21 protein-coding genes are annotated in these 19,389 nt (G+C 34.7%); all 21 read right to left on the bottom strand.

Annotated elements, in window-relative coordinates; all coding sequences use genetic code 11:
- Window positions 1–6: 6 nt before the first annotated feature.
- A complete protein-coding gene (locus ACEXNK_RS16615) occupies window positions 7–192 on the bottom strand; it encodes a type Z 30S ribosomal protein S14 (RefSeq protein ID WP_021127555.1) in 186 nt (61 codons plus the stop codon).
- A gap of 17 nt (window positions 193–209) precedes the next feature.
- A complete protein-coding gene (rplE, locus tag ACEXNK_RS16610) occupies window positions 210–752 on the bottom strand; it encodes a 50S ribosomal protein L5 (protein ID WP_373600663.1) in 543 nt (180 codons plus the stop codon).
- 24 nt (window positions 753–776) lie between these two features.
- Entirely contained in the window at window positions 777–1,082 is a 306-nt protein-coding gene (gene rplX, locus ACEXNK_RS16605) for a 50S ribosomal protein L24 (RefSeq protein ID WP_373600682.1), read from the bottom strand.
- A 22-nt stretch (window positions 1,083–1,104) separates the two neighbouring features.
- The gene (gene rplN, locus ACEXNK_RS16600) at window positions 1,105–1,473 is read right to left on the bottom strand and encodes a 50S ribosomal protein L14 (RefSeq protein WP_021122016.1); all 369 of its coding nucleotides are present in this window, start codon (window positions 1,471–1,473) and stop codon (window positions 1,105–1,107) included.
- Window positions 1,474–1,498: 25 nt separating this feature from the next.
- Window positions 1,499–1,753 (bottom strand): 30S ribosomal protein S17, encoded by a 255-nt coding sequence (gene rpsQ / locus ACEXNK_RS16595; protein ID WP_021122015.1) that lies wholly within the window; start codon window positions 1,751–1,753, stop codon window positions 1,499–1,501.
- Window positions 1,754–1,776: 23 nt separating this feature from the next.
- Complete coding sequence (rpmC, locus tag ACEXNK_RS16590; RefSeq protein ID WP_373600662.1) at window positions 1,777–1,980, bottom strand: 50S ribosomal protein L29; 204 nt, start codon at window positions 1,978–1,980, stop codon at window positions 1,777–1,779.
- A gap of 1 nt (window position 1,981) precedes the next feature.
- Window positions 1,982–2,413, bottom strand: coding sequence for a 50S ribosomal protein L16 (gene rplP / locus ACEXNK_RS16585; RefSeq protein ID WP_373600661.1), 432 nt, complete (start codon window positions 2,411–2,413; stop codon window positions 1,982–1,984).
- Between the two features lie 33 nt (window positions 2,414–2,446).
- Window positions 2,447–3,247 (bottom strand): 30S ribosomal protein S3, encoded by an 801-nt coding sequence (gene rpsC / locus ACEXNK_RS16580; RefSeq protein WP_373600660.1) that lies wholly within the window; start codon window positions 3,245–3,247, stop codon window positions 2,447–2,449.
- A 22-nt stretch (window positions 3,248–3,269) separates the two neighbouring features.
- Window positions 3,270–3,605: a 50S ribosomal protein L22 gene (gene rplV, locus ACEXNK_RS16575; protein ID WP_373600659.1), complete on the bottom strand. Its 336-nt coding sequence runs from the start codon at window positions 3,603–3,605 to the stop codon at window positions 3,270–3,272.
- A 33-nt stretch (window positions 3,606–3,638) separates the two neighbouring features.
- On the bottom strand, window positions 3,639–3,920 hold the full coding sequence (gene rpsS / locus ACEXNK_RS16570) for a 30S ribosomal protein S19 (RefSeq protein ID WP_021428212.1): 282 nt from the start codon (window positions 3,918–3,920) through the stop codon (window positions 3,639–3,641).
- 33 nt (window positions 3,921–3,953) lie between these two features.
- A complete protein-coding gene (gene rplB, locus ACEXNK_RS16565; protein WP_373600658.1) occupies window positions 3,954–4,784 on the bottom strand; it encodes a 50S ribosomal protein L2 in 831 nt (276 codons plus the stop codon).
- Between the two features lie 31 nt (window positions 4,785–4,815).
- The gene (gene rplW, locus ACEXNK_RS16560) at window positions 4,816–5,106 is read right to left on the bottom strand and encodes a 50S ribosomal protein L23 (RefSeq protein WP_373600657.1); all 291 of its coding nucleotides are present in this window, start codon (window positions 5,104–5,106) and stop codon (window positions 4,816–4,818) included.
- On the bottom strand, window positions 5,106–5,729 hold the full coding sequence (gene rplD, locus ACEXNK_RS16555) for a 50S ribosomal protein L4 (RefSeq protein WP_373600656.1): 624 nt from the start codon (window positions 5,727–5,729) through the stop codon (window positions 5,106–5,108). The genes rplW and rplD overlap by 1 nt, the downstream gene beginning before the upstream one ends.
- A gap of 28 nt (window positions 5,730–5,757) precedes the next feature.
- A complete protein-coding gene (gene rplC / locus ACEXNK_RS16550) occupies window positions 5,758–6,387 on the bottom strand; it encodes a 50S ribosomal protein L3 (protein ID WP_373600655.1) in 630 nt (209 codons plus the stop codon).
- Between the two features lie 91 nt (window positions 6,388–6,478).
- Window positions 6,479–6,790 carry a 30S ribosomal protein S10 gene (gene rpsJ / locus ACEXNK_RS16545; RefSeq protein WP_147548011.1) on the bottom strand — a complete coding sequence of 104 codons (312 nt, stop codon included), beginning with the start codon at window positions 6,788–6,790 and terminating at the stop codon, window positions 6,479–6,481.
- A 428-nt stretch (window positions 6,791–7,218) separates the two neighbouring features.
- Window positions 7,219–8,412 carry an elongation factor Tu gene (gene tuf / locus ACEXNK_RS16540; RefSeq protein WP_373600654.1) on the bottom strand — a complete coding sequence of 398 codons (1,194 nt, stop codon included), beginning with the start codon at window positions 8,410–8,412 and terminating at the stop codon, window positions 7,219–7,221.
- A gap of 90 nt (window positions 8,413–8,502) precedes the next feature.
- Complete coding sequence (gene fusA, locus ACEXNK_RS16535) at window positions 8,503–10,569, bottom strand: elongation factor G (protein WP_373600653.1); 2,067 nt, start codon at window positions 10,567–10,569, stop codon at window positions 8,503–8,505.
- A gap of 53 nt (window positions 10,570–10,622) precedes the next feature.
- Window positions 10,623–11,093, bottom strand: a complete 471-nt coding sequence (gene rpsG, locus ACEXNK_RS16530) for a 30S ribosomal protein S7 (RefSeq protein ID WP_373600652.1) — start codon at window positions 11,091–11,093, stop codon at window positions 10,623–10,625.
- A 122-nt stretch (window positions 11,094–11,215) separates the two neighbouring features.
- Complete coding sequence (rpsL, locus tag ACEXNK_RS16525; protein WP_373600681.1) at window positions 11,216–11,638, bottom strand: 30S ribosomal protein S12; 423 nt, start codon at window positions 11,636–11,638, stop codon at window positions 11,216–11,218.
- Between the two features lie 302 nt (window positions 11,639–11,940).
- Window positions 11,941–15,429 carry a DNA-directed RNA polymerase subunit beta' gene (gene rpoC / locus ACEXNK_RS16520; protein ID WP_373600651.1) on the bottom strand — a complete coding sequence of 1,163 codons (3,489 nt, stop codon included), beginning with the start codon at window positions 15,427–15,429 and terminating at the stop codon, window positions 11,941–11,943.
- A gap of 43 nt (window positions 15,430–15,472) precedes the next feature.
- Window positions 15,473–19,174, bottom strand: a complete 3,702-nt coding sequence (gene rpoB / locus ACEXNK_RS16515; RefSeq protein ID WP_373600650.1) for a DNA-directed RNA polymerase subunit beta — start codon at window positions 19,172–19,174, stop codon at window positions 15,473–15,475.
- Window positions 19,175–19,389 lie beyond the last annotated feature (215 nt).

Raw genomic sequence — 19,389 nt, 5'->3', positions numbered from 1 at the left:
CAAGTTTTACCAACTTGCTTTTCTTACACCAGGTATTTGACCTTTATAAGCTAATTCTCTAAAGCATATACGGCATATACCGAATTTTCTTAATACAGAATGTGGTCTACCACATATTGTACATCTAGTATACTCTCTAGTTGCGTACTTTTGCTTTTTTTGTTGTTTTACAACCATCGCTTTTCTAGCCACTGGAATCCCTCCTTTATTTACTTAGAATATGGCATTCCTAATAATCTTAATAACTCACTAGCTTCTTCATCAGTTTTAGCTGTAGTTACGAATATTACATCCATTCCTCTTACTTTGTCAACCTTGTCGTACTCTATTTCAGGGAATATAAATTGCTCTTTTAATCCTAAAGCGTAGTTTCCTCTTCCGTCGAATGCATTAGCATTAACTCCTCTGAAGTCTCTAACTCTTGGTAAAGATATATTAACTAACTTGTCCATGAAGTAGTACATTTTGTCAGCTCTTAAAGTAACTTTAGTACCAACAGGCATACCTTCTCTTAATTTGAAGTTAGCTACTGATTTCTTAGCCTTAGTTATAACAGGCTTTTGACCAGCTATCATTTCTAATTCTGCAACTGCAGCTTCTAATCCTTTTGGATTCTCTCTTGCATCACCTATACCCATATTTATTACTATTTTCTCTAACTTAGGTATTTCCATAACGTTTTTGTATCCAAATTTCTCCATTAAAGCTGGAGCAACTTCTTTAACATATTTTTCTTGTAATCTAGAAGTCATTTGTGGTCCCTCCTTTCAAGCTTATTATAATTCTTTTCCGCTCTTTACTGATACTCTAACTTTTTTCCCATCTTTAACTTCAAATCTAACTCTTGTACCTTTTCCTGTTTCAGGATCAACTGGCATTACGTTAGATATGTGTATTGGGGCTTCTTTATTTATTATTCCACCTTGTGGGTTTACAGCAGTTGGCTTTTGGTGTTTAGTTATTACGTTTACACCTTCAACTAATACTTTGTTAGTCTTAGTTAAAACTTTAGTAACTGTACCTTTTTTACCTTTATCTTTTCCTGCTATAACTACAACAGTGTCACCTTTTTTAACACGCATCATGTCCTATTGCACCTCCTTATTATAGTACTTCTGGAGCAAGAGATACTATTTTCATAAAGTCGTTGTCTCTTAACTCTCTAGCAACAGGCCCGAATATACGAGTTCCTACTGGAGTCTTATCATCTTTGATTATAACTGCAGCATTCTCGTCAAATGATATATAACTACCATCTTTACGTCTTACGCCTTGCTTAGTTCTTACTATAACAGCTTTAACTACTTTACCTTTTTTTACAACTCCACCTGGTGTTGCACTTTTTACAGTAGCAACTATAACGTCACCTATGTTACCATATCTTCTTTTACTTCCGCCTAATACACGGATAGTTAAAAGTTCTTTAGCTCCTGAGTTATCAGCAACTCTTAGACGTGATTCTTGTTGTATCATATCGTAATCCCTCCTTCTTTACAAACTACTTAACTTTCTCTATAACGTCAACTAGTCTGAATCTCTTATCCTTAGATAAAGGTCTAGTTTCCATTATTCTTACTCTATCTCCGATGCTACATACGTTGTTTTCATCGTGAGCCTTAAATTTCTTAGTTCTCTTAACTGGCTTGTTATATAATGGATGACGTACGAAATCTTCAACAGAAACAACTATTGTTTTATCCATTTTATTACTAACAACACGGCCTACTCTAACTTTTCTTCTTCCTCTTTCCATGTTTGACAGCCTCCTTTCCAAAATTAAGCTCTAGTTTCGTTTAACTTTCTTTCAGCAAGAACAGTCTTAACTCTAGCTATATCTTTCTTAACGAACTTTATTCTAGCTGTATTTTCTAATTGACCAGTAGCTAATTGGAATCTTAAGCTAAATAATTCACTTTTAAAACCATTTAACTTGTTCATTAATTCTTCGCTTGTTAAATCTCTTAGTTCTTTAGCTTTCATCCTATTCACCACCTTTTACTTCTAAATCTTCACGTTTTACAAACTTACATTTAACTGGAAGTTTGTGCATCGCAAGTCTCATTGCTTCTCTAGCTTTTGCTTCATCAACACCTGCTAATTCGAACATTACTCTTCCTGGTTTTACTACTGCTACCCAGTACTCTGGTGAACCTTTACCAGCTCCCATACGAGTTTCTGCAGGTTTTCTTGTTACTGGTTTATGAGGGAATATTTTTATCCATACTTTTCCCCCTCTTTTTATATATCTAGTCATAGCTATTCTGGCAGCTTCTATTTGATTAGAAGTTATCCAAGATGGCTCTAAAGCAACTAAACCGAATTCTCCATAAGTAACTTTGTTACCTTTATGAGCTTTTCCTGCTAAACTACCTCTGTGTACTCTACGACGTTTTACTCTTTTTGGCATTAACATGAGTATTTTCCTCCTTCCTTAACTGTGCTCTTACTAAGCTTGTTTGTTCTCAGTTCTTTGAGGTCTTGGTCCTCTGTTGTTTGATCTATTGTTGTTTGATCTATCGTTTCTTCTGTCGTTTCTTCTATCGTTTCTTCTGTTATCTCTTCTATCTCTTCTATTGTTATCTCTTCTATCTTCTCTTGGATTTACACCGTTTCTAGTTGGTAAAACTTCTCCGTTGCATATCCAAACTTTGATACCAGTCTTTCCATAAGTAGTGTTTGCTTCAGCAAATCCGTACTCTATGTCAGATCTTAAAGTTTGAAGAGGTACATTTCCTTCGCTGTATCCTTCAGTTCTAGCCATTTCAGCTCCACCAAGTCTACCAGAAGCAGAAACTTTTATACCTTTAACTCCTGCCTTCATAGCTCTTTGTATAGCTTGTTTCATAGCTCTTCTGAAAGCAACTCTTCTTTCTATAGCTAATGCTATATTTTCAGCAACTAATTGTGCGTCTCTGTCAGTATTTCTAACTTCAACTATGTTAACTATAACATTTTTCTTAGTCATTTTTTCTAACTCAGCTTTTAGAGCTTCTATTCCAGCCCCACCTTTACCTATAACTACACCTGGCTTAGCAACGTGTAAGTCTAGTTTTAATTTGTTTGCTGATCTTTCTATTTCTATCTTAGCAACACCAGCTGAGTATAATTTATTCTTTAAGAATTTACGTACATTATGGTCTTCTAATAATAAGTTTCCGAACTCTTTTTTATCAGTAGCGAACCATCTTGAGTCCCAGTCCTTTATAACACCGACTCTTAAACCGTGTGGATTAACCTTTTGACCCATTTGTTTCCCTCCTATCTATTAATTATTTTCTCTCTTTAAGAACTACCTCTATGTGAGAAGTTCTCTTTCTTATCATAGTTGCACGACCCATAGCTCTAGGCATGAATCTCTTCATAGTTGGTCCTTGATTAGCAACTATTGAATCTATATATAATTTTTCAACATCCATCTCGTGATTGTTTTCTGCATTAGCTTTCGCTGATTTAACAACCTTAGCTATTATTGAAGCCGCTCCTCTTGGAGTGTACTTTAATATTGCTAAAGCTTCATCAACATTCTTTCCTCTAACAAGGCCGCATATTTGACCTGCTTTTCTAGGTGATACACGTACGTATTTCGCAGTAGCTTTTGCTTCCATTACAAATTCCTCCTTCCTCAGTTAGATCTTTAATTATCTTCTCTTATTAGATTTTTCGTCGTCCTTGTGCCCTTTGAAAGTTCTTGTAGGAACGAATTCACCTAATTTGTGTCCAACCATATCTTCTGTTATATAAACTGGAACATGCTTTCTTCCATCATGTACAGCTATTGTATGTTCAACCATTTGTGGGAATATAGTTGAAGATCTTGACCAAGTCTTTATAACTTCTCTATTTCCAGAAGCGTTCATATCTTCTATCTTCTTTAAAAGTCTTGCATGTATAAAAGGTCCTTTTTTAGTTGATCTTGACATTTTATTTCCTCCTTTCGAGCAAAAGTAAATCTATTACTTAGTTCTTCTTGATACTATTAACTTATCAGAAGCTTTATTTTTCTTTCTAGTTTTGTATCCAAGTGCTGGTTTACCCCAAGGAGTAACTGGATTAGCTCTACCTATTGGAGATCTACCTTCCCCTCCACCGTGTGGATGGTCACAAGGGTTCATTACAGAACCTCTAACTGTAGGTCTTATACCCATATGTCTTTTTCTACCAGCTTTACCTATAACAACGTTACCGTGTTCTAAGTTTCCAACTTGTCCTATAGTAGCTTTACAGTTTATGCTTACCATTCTCATTTCTCCAGATGGTAATCTTAATAATGCATGCTTACCTTCTTTAGCCATTAATTGTGCAGATGCTCCAGCAGATCTAACTAACTGAGCTCCTTTTCCTGCCTTTAATTCAACGTTGTGTACTACTGTACCAACTGGCATGTCTTTTAATGCCATTGCGTTACCTGGCTTTATGTCAGCTTCAGGTCCTGATAATAAAGTATCTCCAACTTGTATTCCAACTGGAGCTAATATATATCTTTTTTCACCATCAGCATAGTTTAATAATGCTATGTTAGCAGTTCTGTTTGGATCATACTCAACAGTAGCAACCTTAGCAGGTATTCCATCTTTATTTCTCTTGAAATCTATTATTCTATATTTTCTTCTGTTTCCTCCACCTCTGTGACGAACAGTTATCTTACCATGTGCGTTTCTTCCTGAATTCTTCTTTAACGAAACTAAAAGAGATCTTTCTGGTTCGTTACAAGTTATTTCATCAGAAACTAAAACTGTCATTTGTCTTAAGGCAGGAGAAGTTGGTCTAAACTTTTTTATAGCCATCTGTTTTCCCTCCTTCGTTTATTAAGGTCAATTACATACCTTGGAAGAATTCTATTTCTTTACTATCAGCAGTTAACTTAACTACTGCTTTCTTGAAACTTGCAGTTCTTCCTTCGTATCTACCCATTCTCTTAACTTTTCCATCGTAGTTTAAAGTATTTACTTTATCAACTTTAACTCCGAATATGCTTTCTACAGCTTTCTTTATTTCAGTTTTGTTTGCATCTTTAGCAACAACAAAAGTGTATTTCTTTCCAACCATTTCAGTCATACTTTGCTCAGTTACAACTGGCTTCATTATTATATCATGTGGATTAGTCATTATGCGTACACCTCCTCCACTTTCTTAACCGCATCTGTAGTTATTACGAAAGTATCGTACTTTAATATGTCATAAACATTTATAGTGTTAACTGTAGCAGCTTGAACACCTTCTATGTTTCTAGCTGATTTTACAACGTTCTCGTTGTTTTCAGCAGTTACTACTAAAGCTTTCTTAGAAGCGTTTATGTTCTTTAATATTTGAGCGAACTCTTTAGTTTTTGGAGCTTCCATAGTTAAAGCATCTAAAACTATTATTTCGTTGTTTTGAACTTTAGATGATAAAGCTGATTTCATAGCTAATCTTCTAACTTTCTTAGGTAAAGTGTATCTGTAGTTTCTTGGCTTAGGTGCAAAAGCAACTCCTCCGCCAACCCATTGTACAGCTCTTATAGAACCTTGTCTAGCTCTACCTGTTCCTTTTTGTTTCCAAGGTTTTCTTCCGCCACCTCTAACTTCTGCTCTAGTTTTAGCAGATTGAGTACCTTGTCTCTTGTTTGCTAATTGATTTTTAACTACTTCGTATAATACGTGCTCGTTAACTTCAACACCGAATATAGCTTCTGCTAATTCGATTTCTCCAACATTTTGTCCATTAACATTTAATATATTTAATTTTGGCATTGTGCTTCCTCCTTTCTTAGGTTAGTTATTATTTAGAAGCCTTTACTGCTTCTTTTATAGTTACTACTGAACCTTTAGCTCCTGGTATAGCACCTTTAACTAATATAAGGTTCTTATCAGCATCTACTCTAACTACTTCTAAGTTTTGAACAGTTACTGTAACGCTACCCATGTGACCAGCTAATTTTTTGTTTTTGAAAACTCTACCTGGGAAAGAACATGCTCCCATTGAACCTGGTCTTCTGTGGTATCTAGAACCGTGAGATTCAGGACCTCTAGATTGTCCATGTCTCTTTATAGGACCTTGGAATCCCTTACCTTTACTTGTTCCAGTAACATCTATTATTTCTCCAGCTGCAAATATGTCAGCTTTTATTTCTTGTCCTACTGAAAACTCTTCAACAGAATCCATTCTGAATTCTTTTAAGTGTTTCTTTAATACGTTAGCAGCAGCAAGATGTCCCTTTTGAGGCTTGTTTAAAGATTTCTCTTTAGCATCTACAAAACCTACTTGAACTGCATTGTATCCTTCTTTTTCTGTTGTTTTTATTTGTGTAACCACTACTGGTCCAGCTTCTACAACAGTTACAGGTACTACATTCCCTGCTTCAGTGAATATTTGAGTCATTCCTAACTTCTTACCTAATATTCCTTTCATATCGCACCTCCTATAATCTTACAGCGGATTATGTTTTTGCATAATCATTCTAAGATAGTTGCCTTATAGGATCGTATCTTAGAGGCTTATCTTATAACTTTATTTCTATATCAACACCAGCTGGTAAGTCTAACTTCATTAATGAGTCAACTGTTTTAGGTGTTGGGTTTGCTATGTCTATTAATCTCTTATGAGTTCTTATTTCGAACTGCTCTCTAGAGTCCTTATACTTGTGTACAGCTCTTAATATAGTTACAACTTGCTTTTCAGTTGGTAGTGGCACAGGTCCTGAAACTTGTGATCCAGCTTTTTTAGCAGTTTCAACTATTTTCCCAGCTGAAAAATCTAATAATTTGTGATCATATGACTTTAATCTTATTCTTATTTTTCCATTGTTAGCCATTTTAGTTTCCCTCCTTTATCGTACGTTTAATTTTTTTAGTTACGCACGACTGATACCGATACACAGTTCCGGGTGTGTTGTGTTTTTTCATAAACTCGGTATCTCGTCGCCTATCTCTAGGATATTACTTTACTCTTTTTGATTTCGCATCTCTCAAGCACACTATTATATTTTATATTATTTTTTACTATTTTTCAAGTTTTTTTTATAATTTCACAAAATATTTTTTTGTATGTATTCTTTACTACAAAACTAGTGTCGAGAACTTTTAACGGGTACTACGATAGTATATCTTTTTTCTTATACTTTGTCAATGAATTTTATACTTCCAAAGTTTAGGCATAGTTTAAACTTCCATTATCTTATTATCAAAACAAAAAGGAAGATACAATGTATCTTCCTTTTATATATATAAGGAATAAGAGAGATTACTCTATTATAGAAGCAACAACACCTGATGCTACTGTTCTTCCACCTTCTCTTATTGCGAATCTTAATCCTTCTTCTATTGCTATTGAGTTTATTAACTCTATAGTCATTTGGATGTTATCTCCAGGCATAACCATTTCTACACCTTCTGGTAACTTACAAGCTCCTGTTACGTCAGTTGTTCTGAAGTAGAATTGTGGTCTGTATCCATCGAAGAATGGAGTATGTCTTCCACCTTCTTCTTTCTTTAATACGTATACTTCTGCATTGAACTTAGTGTGAGGCTTAACAGTTCCTGGCTTAGCTAAAACTTGTCCTCTTTCTATTTCATTTCTTTGTATACCTCTTATTAATGCTCCTATGTTATCTCCAGCTTGCGCTTGATCTAATAACTTTCTGAACATTTCTACTCCTGTTATTACTAACTTTCTTGGTTCTTCAGCTAAACCTACTAATTCAACTTCGTCTTGAACCTTTAATACTCCTCTTTCAACTCTACCTGTAGCAACTGTTCCTCTTCCTGTTATAGAGAATACGTCTTCTACTGGCATTAAGAAGTCTTTATCTACATCTCTCTCTGGAGCTGGTATATATTCGTCTATTTGCTCGAATAATTCTACTATCTTATCTCCCCATGCTGATGTTGGATCTTGTAATGCCATTAAAGCTGATCCTTGTATTATTGGAGTGTCATCTCCTGGGAATTCGTACTCGTTTAATAAGTCTCTAACTTCCATTTCAACTAACTCTAATAATTCTTCGTCATCTACCATATCACATTTGTTTAAGAATACTACTATGTATGGTACACCAACTTGTCTTGATAATAATATATGCTCTCTTGTTTGAGGCATTGGTCCATCTGTTGCAGAACAAACTAATATAGCACCGTCCATTTGAGCAGCACCTGTTATCATGTTCTTAACGTAGTCTGCATGTCCTGGGCAGTCAACGTGAGCGTAGTGTCTGTTTGGAGTCTCATACTCAACGTGTGCAGTTGATATTGTGATTCCTCTTTCTCTTTCTTCTGGAGCTTTATCTATATTAGCGAAGTCTACAGCTTCTCCTAATTGATATCTATCGTATAATGTTTTTGTTATAGCAGCTGTTAATGTAGTTTTACCGTGGTCAACGTGACCTATAGTTCCTATATTAACGTGCGGTTTATTTCTTTCAAATTTAGCTTTAGCCATTTTGAATTCCTCCCTTTAATATTGGTTTATTTTTATAGTAAGGTGAGATAACCCCACCTTACTTATTATATACAAAATTAATTAAATTAATTATTTACCTTCAGCTATTTTCTTAGCAACTGAAGCTGGAACTTGCTCGTAATGATCGAATATCATTGTGTAAGTTGCACGACCTTGAGTAGAAGATCTTAACTCAGTAGAGTATCCAAACATTTCTGAAAGTGGAACGAATGCAGTTATAACTTGTGCACCAGATCTAGCTTCCATACCTTGTATTAAACCTCTCTTAGAGTTTAATCCACCCATAACGTCTCCCATGTAATCTTCTGGAGTAACAACTTCAACTTTGAAGTAAGGCTCAAGTAATACAGAATTACCTTTCTTAAGAGCATCCTTCATAGCCATTGATCCTGCCATTTTGAACGCCATTTCTGATGAATCGACTTCATGGTAAGAACCATCGTATAATTCAACAGCAACGTCAACAACTGGGAATCCTGCAACTACACCAGCAGCCATAGCTCCTTGTATACCTGCATCAGTTGGTCCAACGTACTCTTTCGGTACAGATCCACCAACTGTTTTATTTTCAAATTTATATCCTGAACCTGGCTCTTGAGGAGTAACTCTGATCTTAACGTGACCGTATTGTCCTCTACCTCCTGATTGCTTAGAGTACTTATGCTCAATATCAACTGGTTGAGTTATAGTTTCTCTGTAAGCAACTTGTGGAGCACCAACGTTAGCTTCAACTTTGAATTCTCTTAATAATCTATCAACTATTATCTCTAAGTGTAATTCACCCATTCCTGAGATTATAGTTTGTCCTGTTTCTTCATCAGTTCTAACTCTGAAAGTTGGATCTTCTTCAACTAATTTTTGAAGAGCTACACCCATCTTCTCTTGAGCAGCTTTTGATTTAGGCTCTATAGCAACAGATATAACCGGCTCAGGGAATTCCATAGTCTCAAGTACTATTGGGCTAGCTGGATCACATAAAGTATCTCCAGTAGTAGTATCTTTTAATCCAACAGCTGCAGCTATGTCTCCTGCATATACTTCAGTTATTTCTTCTCTAGTATTAGCATGCATTTGTAGTATACGTCCTAATCTCTCTCTCTTGTTCTTAGTAGAGTTTAAAACATATGATCCACTTGATATAACTCCAGAGTAAACTCTGAAGAATGCTAACTTACCTACAAATGGGTCAGTCATTATCTTGAATGCTAAAGCTGAGAATGGTTCTTCATCAGATGCATGTCTTTCTGCTTCTTCACCATCTTCTAATACACCTTTTATAGCTGGTATATCAGTTGGAGCTGGTAAGTAATCAACAACACCATCTAATAATAATTGAACACCTTTGTTCTTGTAAGCAGAACCACAGAATACTGGGTTCATTTCACATGCTATAGTAGCTTTTCTTATAGCAACTTTTATTTCTTCAACAGTAAATTCTTCACCTTCAAGGTATTTCATCATTAACTCTTCATCAGTTTCAGCAACAGCTTCTACAAGCTTTTCTCTCCACTCTTGAGCTAATTCTTTCATATCTTCAGGTATTTCAGTTTTTACTATCTCAACACCTAAATCATCTTTGTATATATGTGCGCACATTTCAACAAGGTCTACTTCACCTTCTAACCAATCTTCTTTACCTATTGGTAATTGAACTGGTACAGCGTTAGCTCCTAGTCTATCCTTCATCATTGCTACAACATTGTAGAAGTCAGCACCCATTATATCCATTTTGTTTACGAATGCCATTCTAGGTACTCCGTAGTTATCAGCTTGTCTCCATACGTTCTCAGATTGAGGCTCAACCCCACCTTTAGCACAGAAAACTGCAACAGAACCATCAAGAACTCTTAGAGATCTTTCAACCTCAACTGTAAAGTCGACGTGTCCTGGAGTATCTATTATGTTTATTCTATGGTCTTTCCAAGCAGCAGTAGTAGCAGCAGAAGTTATTGTTATACCTCTCTCCTTCTCTTGCTCCATCCAGTCCATTTGAGAAGCTCCTTCATGAGTTTCTCCTATTTTATGTGTTTGCCCTGTATAGAAAAGTATTCTCTCTGTAGTAGTAGTTTTACCTGCATCTATATGAGCCATTATCCCTATGTTTCTAGTTCTTTCTAAAGGAAACTTTCTAGTCATGGTTATCCTCCTTACGATATCCCTAATAATAGGATATCAAATATATCCTATTATTAGAATCTGTAGTGAGCAAATGCTTTATTAGCCTCTGCCATTTTATGTGTATCTTCTTTCTTCTTAACAGAAGCTCCTGTATTGTTAGCAGCATCCATTATTTCTTTAGCTAGTTTTTCAACCATACCTTTTTCACCACGAGCTCTAGTATAGTTTACTAACCATCTTAAACCTAATGTTTGTCTTCTTTCAGGTCTAACTTCAACTGGTACTTGGTAGTTAGCTCCACCAACTCTTCTAGCTTTAACTTCTAAAACAGGCATTATATTATTCATAGCTGTTTCGAATACTTCTAAAGCTTCTTCTCCAGTTTTTTCAGCGATCATCTCGAAAGCATCATATACTATCTTTTGAGATTTTCCTTTTTTTCCATCTATCATTAAATTGTTTATTAACTTAGTTACTACCTTACTTCCGTATACTGGATCTGGTAAAACTTCTCTCTTTGGAACATTACCTTTTCTTGGCATTTTGCTTCCCTCCTTAATTATTTAATCTTAAATCATAGGTACTCGACATTACTTTAAAAACGCCGTGATGCCATAAATATATATATATTTAAAGCACCGAACTATAATTGATTTTTAATTGCTTATTTCTTTGCAGCTTTAGGTCTCTTAGCACCGTACTTAGATCTTGCTTGCATTCTCTTATCAACACCAGCTGTATCTAATGTACCTCTTAATATGTGGTATCTAACCCCTGGAAGGTCTTTAACTCTTCCTCCTCTTATAAGAACAACACTATGCTCTTGTAAGTTGTGTCCTTCTCCTGGTATATAAGCAGAAACTTCTATACCGTTAGTTAATCTAACTCTGGCAACTTTTCTTAAAGCTGAGTTAGGCTTTTTAGGAGTAAATGTTTTTACTGAAGTACAAACCCCTCTTTTTTGTGGAGCACTAGCATCAGTAGATTTCTTGTGTAAAGAATCATATCCTTTTTGTAATGCTGGAGCAGTAGATTTTTTCTCTATCGCTTTTCTTCTCTTACGAACTAATTGGTTAATTGTTGGCATCATCTGCACCTCCTTCCAAATTTTTCGATCTTAAATGACCGCCAACTACATCAATATGAACTCATATTGATATCAGATGTAGCATAAGCTACATTAACAATAAATGTCTATAACACACAAGTGTGGTTTTAGCACTTTAGTTTGGTGCATATTATTATGCTTTTTTATTAAAATATATTTAAAATATTACTAAGGGAGTTATCCCTTAGTAATATTCAATATCTTTATTTTACATACCTTTACATTTTAGCATCACACATGCACTATGTCAAGTTATGTTTATTTTATATAGTAAAGTAAAATTACTCTTCTATCTTTTCAACAGCTATATTTTTATATCTCTTCATTCCTGTTCCAGCAGGTATTAACTTACCTATTATAACATTCTCTTTAAGACCTATTAAGTGATCTTCTTTTCCTTTTATAGCAGCTTCAGTTAATACTCTAGTTGTTTCTTGGAATGATGCAGCTGATAAGAATGATTCTGTTGCAAGAGAAGCTTTAGTTATACCAAGTAATACTCTTGTAGCTGAAGCTGGTCTTAAACCTTGAGCTACTGCTTCTTCATTAGTTTGGTTGAATGTAAGAACATCTTCATATCCTCCTGGTAATAAATCAGTATCACCTGGATCTTCAACTTTAACTTTAGATAGCATTTGTCTAACAATTACTTCTATATGTTTATCGTTGATATCAACACCTTGCATTCTATAAACTCTTTGAACTTCTTTAACAACGTAATCTTGAACACCTTCGATTCCTTTAACTCTTACTATATCATGAGGATTTATTGATCCTTGAGTTAACGCCTCTCCAGCCTCAACAGATTGTCCATTCTTAACTCTTATTCTTGAACCATAAGGTATAGCATAAACTTGTGCTTCACCTTGTTCTGGAATTACTGTAACTTCTTTTCTCTTACCAGTTTCATCTATTTCTACTCTACCTGTTATTTCAGTTATAGTAGCAAGACCTTTTGGTTTTCTAGCTTCAAATAATTCCTCTACCCTTGGAAGACCTTGTGTTATATCTCCACCGGCAACCCCACCTGTATGGAAAGTACGCATTGTAAGCTGAGTACCTGGTTCACCGATTGATTGAGCAGCTATTATACCAACAGCTTCTCCTATATTAACTTCTTTTCCAGTAGCTAAGTTTCTACCATAACACTTAGAACATACTCCATGGTTAGTTTTACAATTAAGAACTGTTCTTATCTTAACTATTTCTATTCCAGCTTCTATAATCTTTTCAGCTTGATCTTCTTGTATCATAGAGTCAGCTTCAACGATTACTTCACCTGTAGTTGGATTAACTACAGCTTCTATAGTATATCTTCCAACTATTCTATCGTATAATTCTTCTATTACTTCATTTCCATCTTTTATTGCAAAGATTTCTGTATCTTCTGTTGTTCCACAGTCTACATCTCTAACTATAACATCTTGACTGACATCAACAAGTCTTCTTGTTAAGTATCCTGAGTCAGCTGTACGTAGAGCTGTATCGGCAAGACCCTTTCTAGCACCATGTGAAGATGTGAAGTACTCAAGTACTGATAAACCTTCACGGAAGTTAGATTTAACTGGTATCTCAACCGTCTTACCAGATGCATTGGCCATAAGACCACGCATACCTGCTAACTGTCTTATCTGGTTCTTAGAACCTCTGGCTCCAGAGTGAGCCATTATGAATATATTGTTTAATCTATCTAGGTTAGCCATAAGAGCGTCTGTAACTTTTTCAGTTGTTTCTGTCCAAGTTTCTATTACTCTCTCATATCTTTCCTCATTAGATATAAGTCCTCTTCTGTATGCTTTTTCATACTTATCAACTTTAGTTTCAGCTTCAGCTAAATATCCTTTTTTAGCTTCTGGAATCTTCATGTCGGCAACCGCAACTGTTATACCACCTCTTGTAGAATATTTAAATCCTAAAGCTTTTATGTGGTCTAGCATTTGAGCTGTAACTGTATTTCCATGTTTTCTGAAACACTTATCTATTATCTTACCTAAAGACTTTTTATCAGCTAAGAAATCTACTTCTAATGCAAATTTATCTTCATTTCTATCAACAAAACCTAAGTCTTGAGGAATATTTTCATTGAATATAAATCTACCTACTGTAGCTTCTACTAATTGAGTTCCTATACCTTCAATAGTTCTTCTTACTTTTACTAAAGAGTGTAATGTAACTGCACCATTGTCATAAGCAAGCATCATTTCATTATAGTCTTTAAATATTAATCCAGTACCTTTAGCACCTTCTTGAGCCTCTATTGTTAAGTAGTAACATCCTAAAACCATATCCTGAGAAGGAGTAGTTATAGGAGAACCATCTTTAGGAGCAAGTATGTTATTTATAGATAACATTAAGAATCTTGCCTCTGCTTGAGCTTCAACTGATAACGGAACGTGTACCGCCATTTGGTCTCCGTCGAAGTCAGCATTGTATGCTGTACATACTAAAGGATGTAGCTTTATAGCTTTTCCTTCAACTAAAACTGGTTCAAATGCTTGTATACCTAGTCTGTGTAGAGTCGGAGCACGGTTAAGCATTACAGGATGCCCTTTTATAACATCTTCTAATACATCCCATACTTCTGGTTTAACTTTTTCTACTATAGATTTTGCACTTTTTATATTATGTGCGTATCCTTCTTTAACAAGTCTATCCATAACAAATGGTTTGAATAATTCAAGAGCCATCTTCTTAGGAAGACCACATTGATAGAATTTAAGTTCTGGTCCAACAACTATAACAGAACGTCCTGAGTAGTCAACACGCTTACCAAGTAAGTTTTGACGGAAACGTCCTTGCTTTCCTTTAAGCATATCTGATAATGACTTTAATGGTCTATTACCAGGTCCAGTTACTGGTCTACCTCTTCTACCATTATCGATTAAAGCATCTACAGCTTCTTGAAGCATTCTTTTCTCATTTCTTACAATGATATCAGGTGCTCCAAGCTCTAATAATCTCTTTAATCTATTATTTCTATTTATAACTCTTCTGTATAAATCATTTAAGTCAGATGTAGCAAATCTTCCACCATCTAATTGAACCATAGGTCTTAAATCTGGTGGTATAACTGGTATTGCATCTAGTATCATCCACTCCGGTTTATTTCCAGATTTCTTAAATGCTTCTACAACTTCTAATCTTCTTATTGTTCTAACTCTTTTTTGACCTGTACTATCTTTTAAGTCAGCTCTTAATTCTTTACTTTGTTGCTCTAAATCTATATTTTGTAAAAGCTTTTTAACAGCTTCAGCACCCATTCCTACTTCAAAAGTATTATATCCATACTTTTCTACAGCAGTTCTGTACTCTTTTTCTGTTAATAATTGCTTTTCATTTAATCCAGTTTCTCCTGGATTAGTTACTACATAAGATGCAAAATATAGTATTTTCTCTAGTGATCTAGGTGACATATCAAGTAAAAGTCCCATTCTACTTGGTATACCTTTGAAGTACCAGATATGAGACATAGGAGCTGCTAGCTCTATATGTCCCATTCTTTCTCTTCTTACCTTTGCCTTAGTTACTTCTACTCCACATCTATCACAAACAACACCTTTATATCTTACTCTTCTGTACTTACCACAATGACACTCCCAGTCTTTTTGAGGTCCAAATATTCTTTCACAGAAAAGACCATCTTTCTCTGGCTTAAGCGTACGGTAGTTTATTGTTTCAGGCTTTTTTACTTCTCCTCTAGACCATTGTCTTATTTTCTCTGGAGAAGCCAATGCTATTTTTATTGACTCGAAATTGTTTAGTTCAAACAAGGAGTTCTCTCCCTTCTATTTGAGATTTACTTAAAATAAGAAACTATATATCAAAGTCTTCATCTTCATAGTTTATTTCTTCATAAACTACATCTTCTTCAAAATCTAATTCTTGTATATCGTCTTCTTCTGATTCAAATTCATCGATTTCTTCTACTATGCTATTTTCTTCAAGTTCACTTACATTCTCCATAACGTCTAACTCAAATTCTTTAGCATCTTCATCGATATCTATTGATTCTCTTACTTCTATTTCTTGATCTTCTTCTGTTAATACTTTTACATCTAAGCATAAACTTTGAAGTTCTTTTATTAATACTTTAAATGATTCTGGTATACCTGGCTCAGGTATATTTTCACCCTTAACGATAGCTTCGTAAGTTCTAACACGTCCTACAACGTCATCAGACTTAACAGTAAGTATCTCTTGAAGTATGTGAGCTGCACCATATGCTTCTAGTGCCCAAACCTCCATCTCTCCGAATCTCTGACCACCAAATTGTGCTTTACCACCAAGAGGTTGTTGAGTTACTAAAGAGTATGGTCCTGTACTTCTTGCATGTAACTTATCATCAACTAAGTGATGTAGTTTAAGCATGTACATGTATCCTACTGTGATTCTATTATCGAAAGCATCTCCAGTTCTACCATCATATAAAGTTACTTTTCCATCATCTGGATAACCAGCTTCAACTAATGCTTTTCTTATATCTGGCTCTTTAGCTCCATCGAATACAGATGTAGCTACGTGCCATCCTAAAGTCTTAGCTGCAAGTCCTAAGTGAACTTCAAGAACCTGTCCGATGTTCATACGTGATGGTATACCTTGTGGGTTAAGTACTATGTCAAGTGGTTGTCCGTTCTCCATGAATGGCATATCTTCTTCAGGTAATACTCTAGATATAACCCCTTTGTTACCATGACGCCCGGCCATCTTATCTCCAACTCTTATTTTTCTCTTCTTAGCTATATAACATCTAACTAATTCATTAACACCTGGAGATAAGTCATCACCATTTTCTCTAGTGAATACTTTTACATCTACTATTATACCAGATTCTCCATGAGGAACTTTTAATGAAGTATCTCTTACTTCTCTAGCTTTTTCTCCAAATATTGCACGAAGTAATCTTTCTTCTGCTGTAAGCTCTGTTTCTCCTTTAGGAGTTACTTTACCTACTAATATATCTCCAGAATCTACTTCTGCACCTATTCTGATTATACCTCTTTCGTCTAAGTTCTTAATAGCACTTTCTCCAACGTTAGGTATATCTCTAGTTATTTCCTCTGGTCCTAGTTTAGTATCTCTTGCTTCACACTCATATTCTTCTATATGAATAGTAGATAATCTATCTTCTTTTACAAGTCTTTCATTTATTAATATAGCATCCTCGTAGTTATAACCTTCCCAAGTCATGAATGCGATGAAGCAGTTTCTTCCTAATGCTACTTCTCCCATTTCTGTAGATGGTCCATCAGCTATAACATCTCCAGCCTCAATCTTATCACCTTTAGTTATTATAGGTGTTTGGTTTATACAAGTACCTTGGTTAGAACGCTTAAACTTAAGAAGCTTGTATCTATCTTTATTTCCGTCTTCTCTTTTTATTATTATTTCATTTGCAGTTACTCTATCTGCTATACCAGAGTTTTTAGCTACTACAACTGCTCCTGAATCTTTTGCAGCTCTGTACTCAACTCCTGTACCTATGATAGGAGCTTCTCTTCTTACTAGAGGCACCGCTTGACGTTGCATGTTTGATCCCATAAGTGCACGGTTGGCGTCGTCATTCTCTAAGAATGGTATCATAGCTGTTGCTATAGACACAACCTGCTTAGGAGATATATCCATGTAATCAACCTTATCAGTTGGAACTAATTCCATGGCTCCATTTACAGTTCTACATACAACTCTGCTATTTACGAATGCATCATTATCATCTAAAGGCTCATTAGCCTGAGCTCTTATGAATAAATCTTCTTCATCAGCAGTTAAGTAATGTATTTCATCAGTTACTTTCTTATTAGCTTTATCAACTTTTCTATAAGGAGATTCTATAAATCCAAATTCATTTATTTTTGCATATGTTCCTAGTGAGTTTATAAGACCGATGTTTGGTCCCTCTGGAGTCTCTATTGGACACATTCTTCCGTAGTGAGAATGGTGAACGTCACGAACTTCGAATCCAGCTCTTTCTCTTGAAAGACCTCCTGGTCCAAGTGCTGATAGTCTTCTCTTATGAGTTAACTCTGATAATGGGTTTGTTTGATCCATGAACTGTGATAACTGCGAACTTCCGAAGAATTCCTTTATAGCAGCTGACACAGGTCTTATGTTTACTAAAGCTTGAGGAGTTATAGATTCCATATCTTGAACAGTCATTCTTTCTTTTATAACTCTTTCCATTCTTGAAAGACCTATTCTAACTTGGTTTTGTAATAACTCTCCAACTGATCTTATTCTTCTATTTCCTAGGTGGTCTATATCATCTATATTACCTATTCCATAGAATATATTAAATTGGTAACTTATAGAAGCTATTATATCATCTAGTAATATATGCTTTGGTATAAGCTCTTTCATTCTAGATTTTATTGCTTCTTTTATTTCCTCTTCATCACTATATTCGTCTAAAATTTCTTTTAAAGTTGGATAGTGAACTTTTTCTTTTATATTTAAATCATCTATATCAAAGCTTATATGTGATTTTATGTCTACAAAGTTGTTTCCTATAACTTTAACAGTTTTTTCATCTTCAGTTAATAACTCAACAACATTTATTCCTGAGTTTTGTATAGCTATTGCTTCTTCTAAAGATATTTTTTCTTCAGCTTTAACGAATACTTCACCTGTTTCTGGGTGTATAATATCATTAGCTGCTACTTTGTTCATTATTCTATAGCATAATGCAAGTTTTTTATTAAACTTGTATCTACCAACTTTAGCTAAATCATATCTCTTAGCATCAAAGAATAATGCATTTAATAGTGATGATGCACTTTCAACTGTTGGCGGCTCGCCTGGTCTTAATTTCTTGTAGATTTCTATAAGACCTTCTTCTACAGTTTTAGTGTTATCTTTTTCTAATGTAGCCATTAGTCTTTCATCTTCACCTAATAACTCTATTATCTCTGCATCTGACCCTATTCCAAATGCTCTTAATAAGACTGTAACAGGTTGTTTTCTAGTTCTGTCAACTCTTACAGATATAACATCATTAGAATCTGTTTCATATTCTAACCATGCACCTCTGTTAGGTATAACAGTAGATGATATCAGTTTTTTACCTGATTTATCCATCTCTTGAGCATAGTAAACTCCAGGAGATCTAACTAACTGACTTACTATAACTCTTTCTGCTCCGTTTATTATAAATGTTCCCTTTTCTGTCATTAAAGGGAAATCACCCATAAACACTTCTTGTTCTTTTATTTCACCTGTTTCTTTGTTTATAAGTCTTACTTTAACTTTTAGAGGTGCACAATATGTAGTATCCCTCTCTTTACATTCTTCTATGTCATACTTCGGCTTCTCATCTAAAGAATAGTCAACAAATTCTAATATAAGATTACCTGTATAATCTTCTATAGGTGAAATGTCTTCAAACACTTCTTTTAAACCTTCTTTTAAAAACCACTCATAGGAATCGCATTGTATTTCTATAAGATTTGGTACATCAGCTATCTCTTTTATTTTAGAGTAGCTCATTCTAGTTCTCTTACCTATCGTGACAGGATGTGGCATTCACTTTTCACCTCTCATTAATTAAAAATAAAACCATAGTTTATTCTAACGCATCTAATAATTTTAACATAATTGCAAGCTTTTTTCAATATATAACTTTTATGTATATGCATAATATTGCACTTTTTTTGTTCGACATAAAATATGCATTATTTATTATGTTCAAAAAATCAAACTATAATTCTCTTTTTTATAAAATATACAACTATTTTCTG

Origin of the sequence: Paraclostridium bifermentans (assembly GCF_964259345.1) — a bacterium.
GTDB classification, from domain to species: Bacteria; Bacillota; Clostridia; order Peptostreptococcales; family Peptostreptococcaceae; genus Paraclostridium; species Paraclostridium bifermentans_B.
This window is presented reverse-complemented; position numbering and strand designations above follow the sequence as displayed.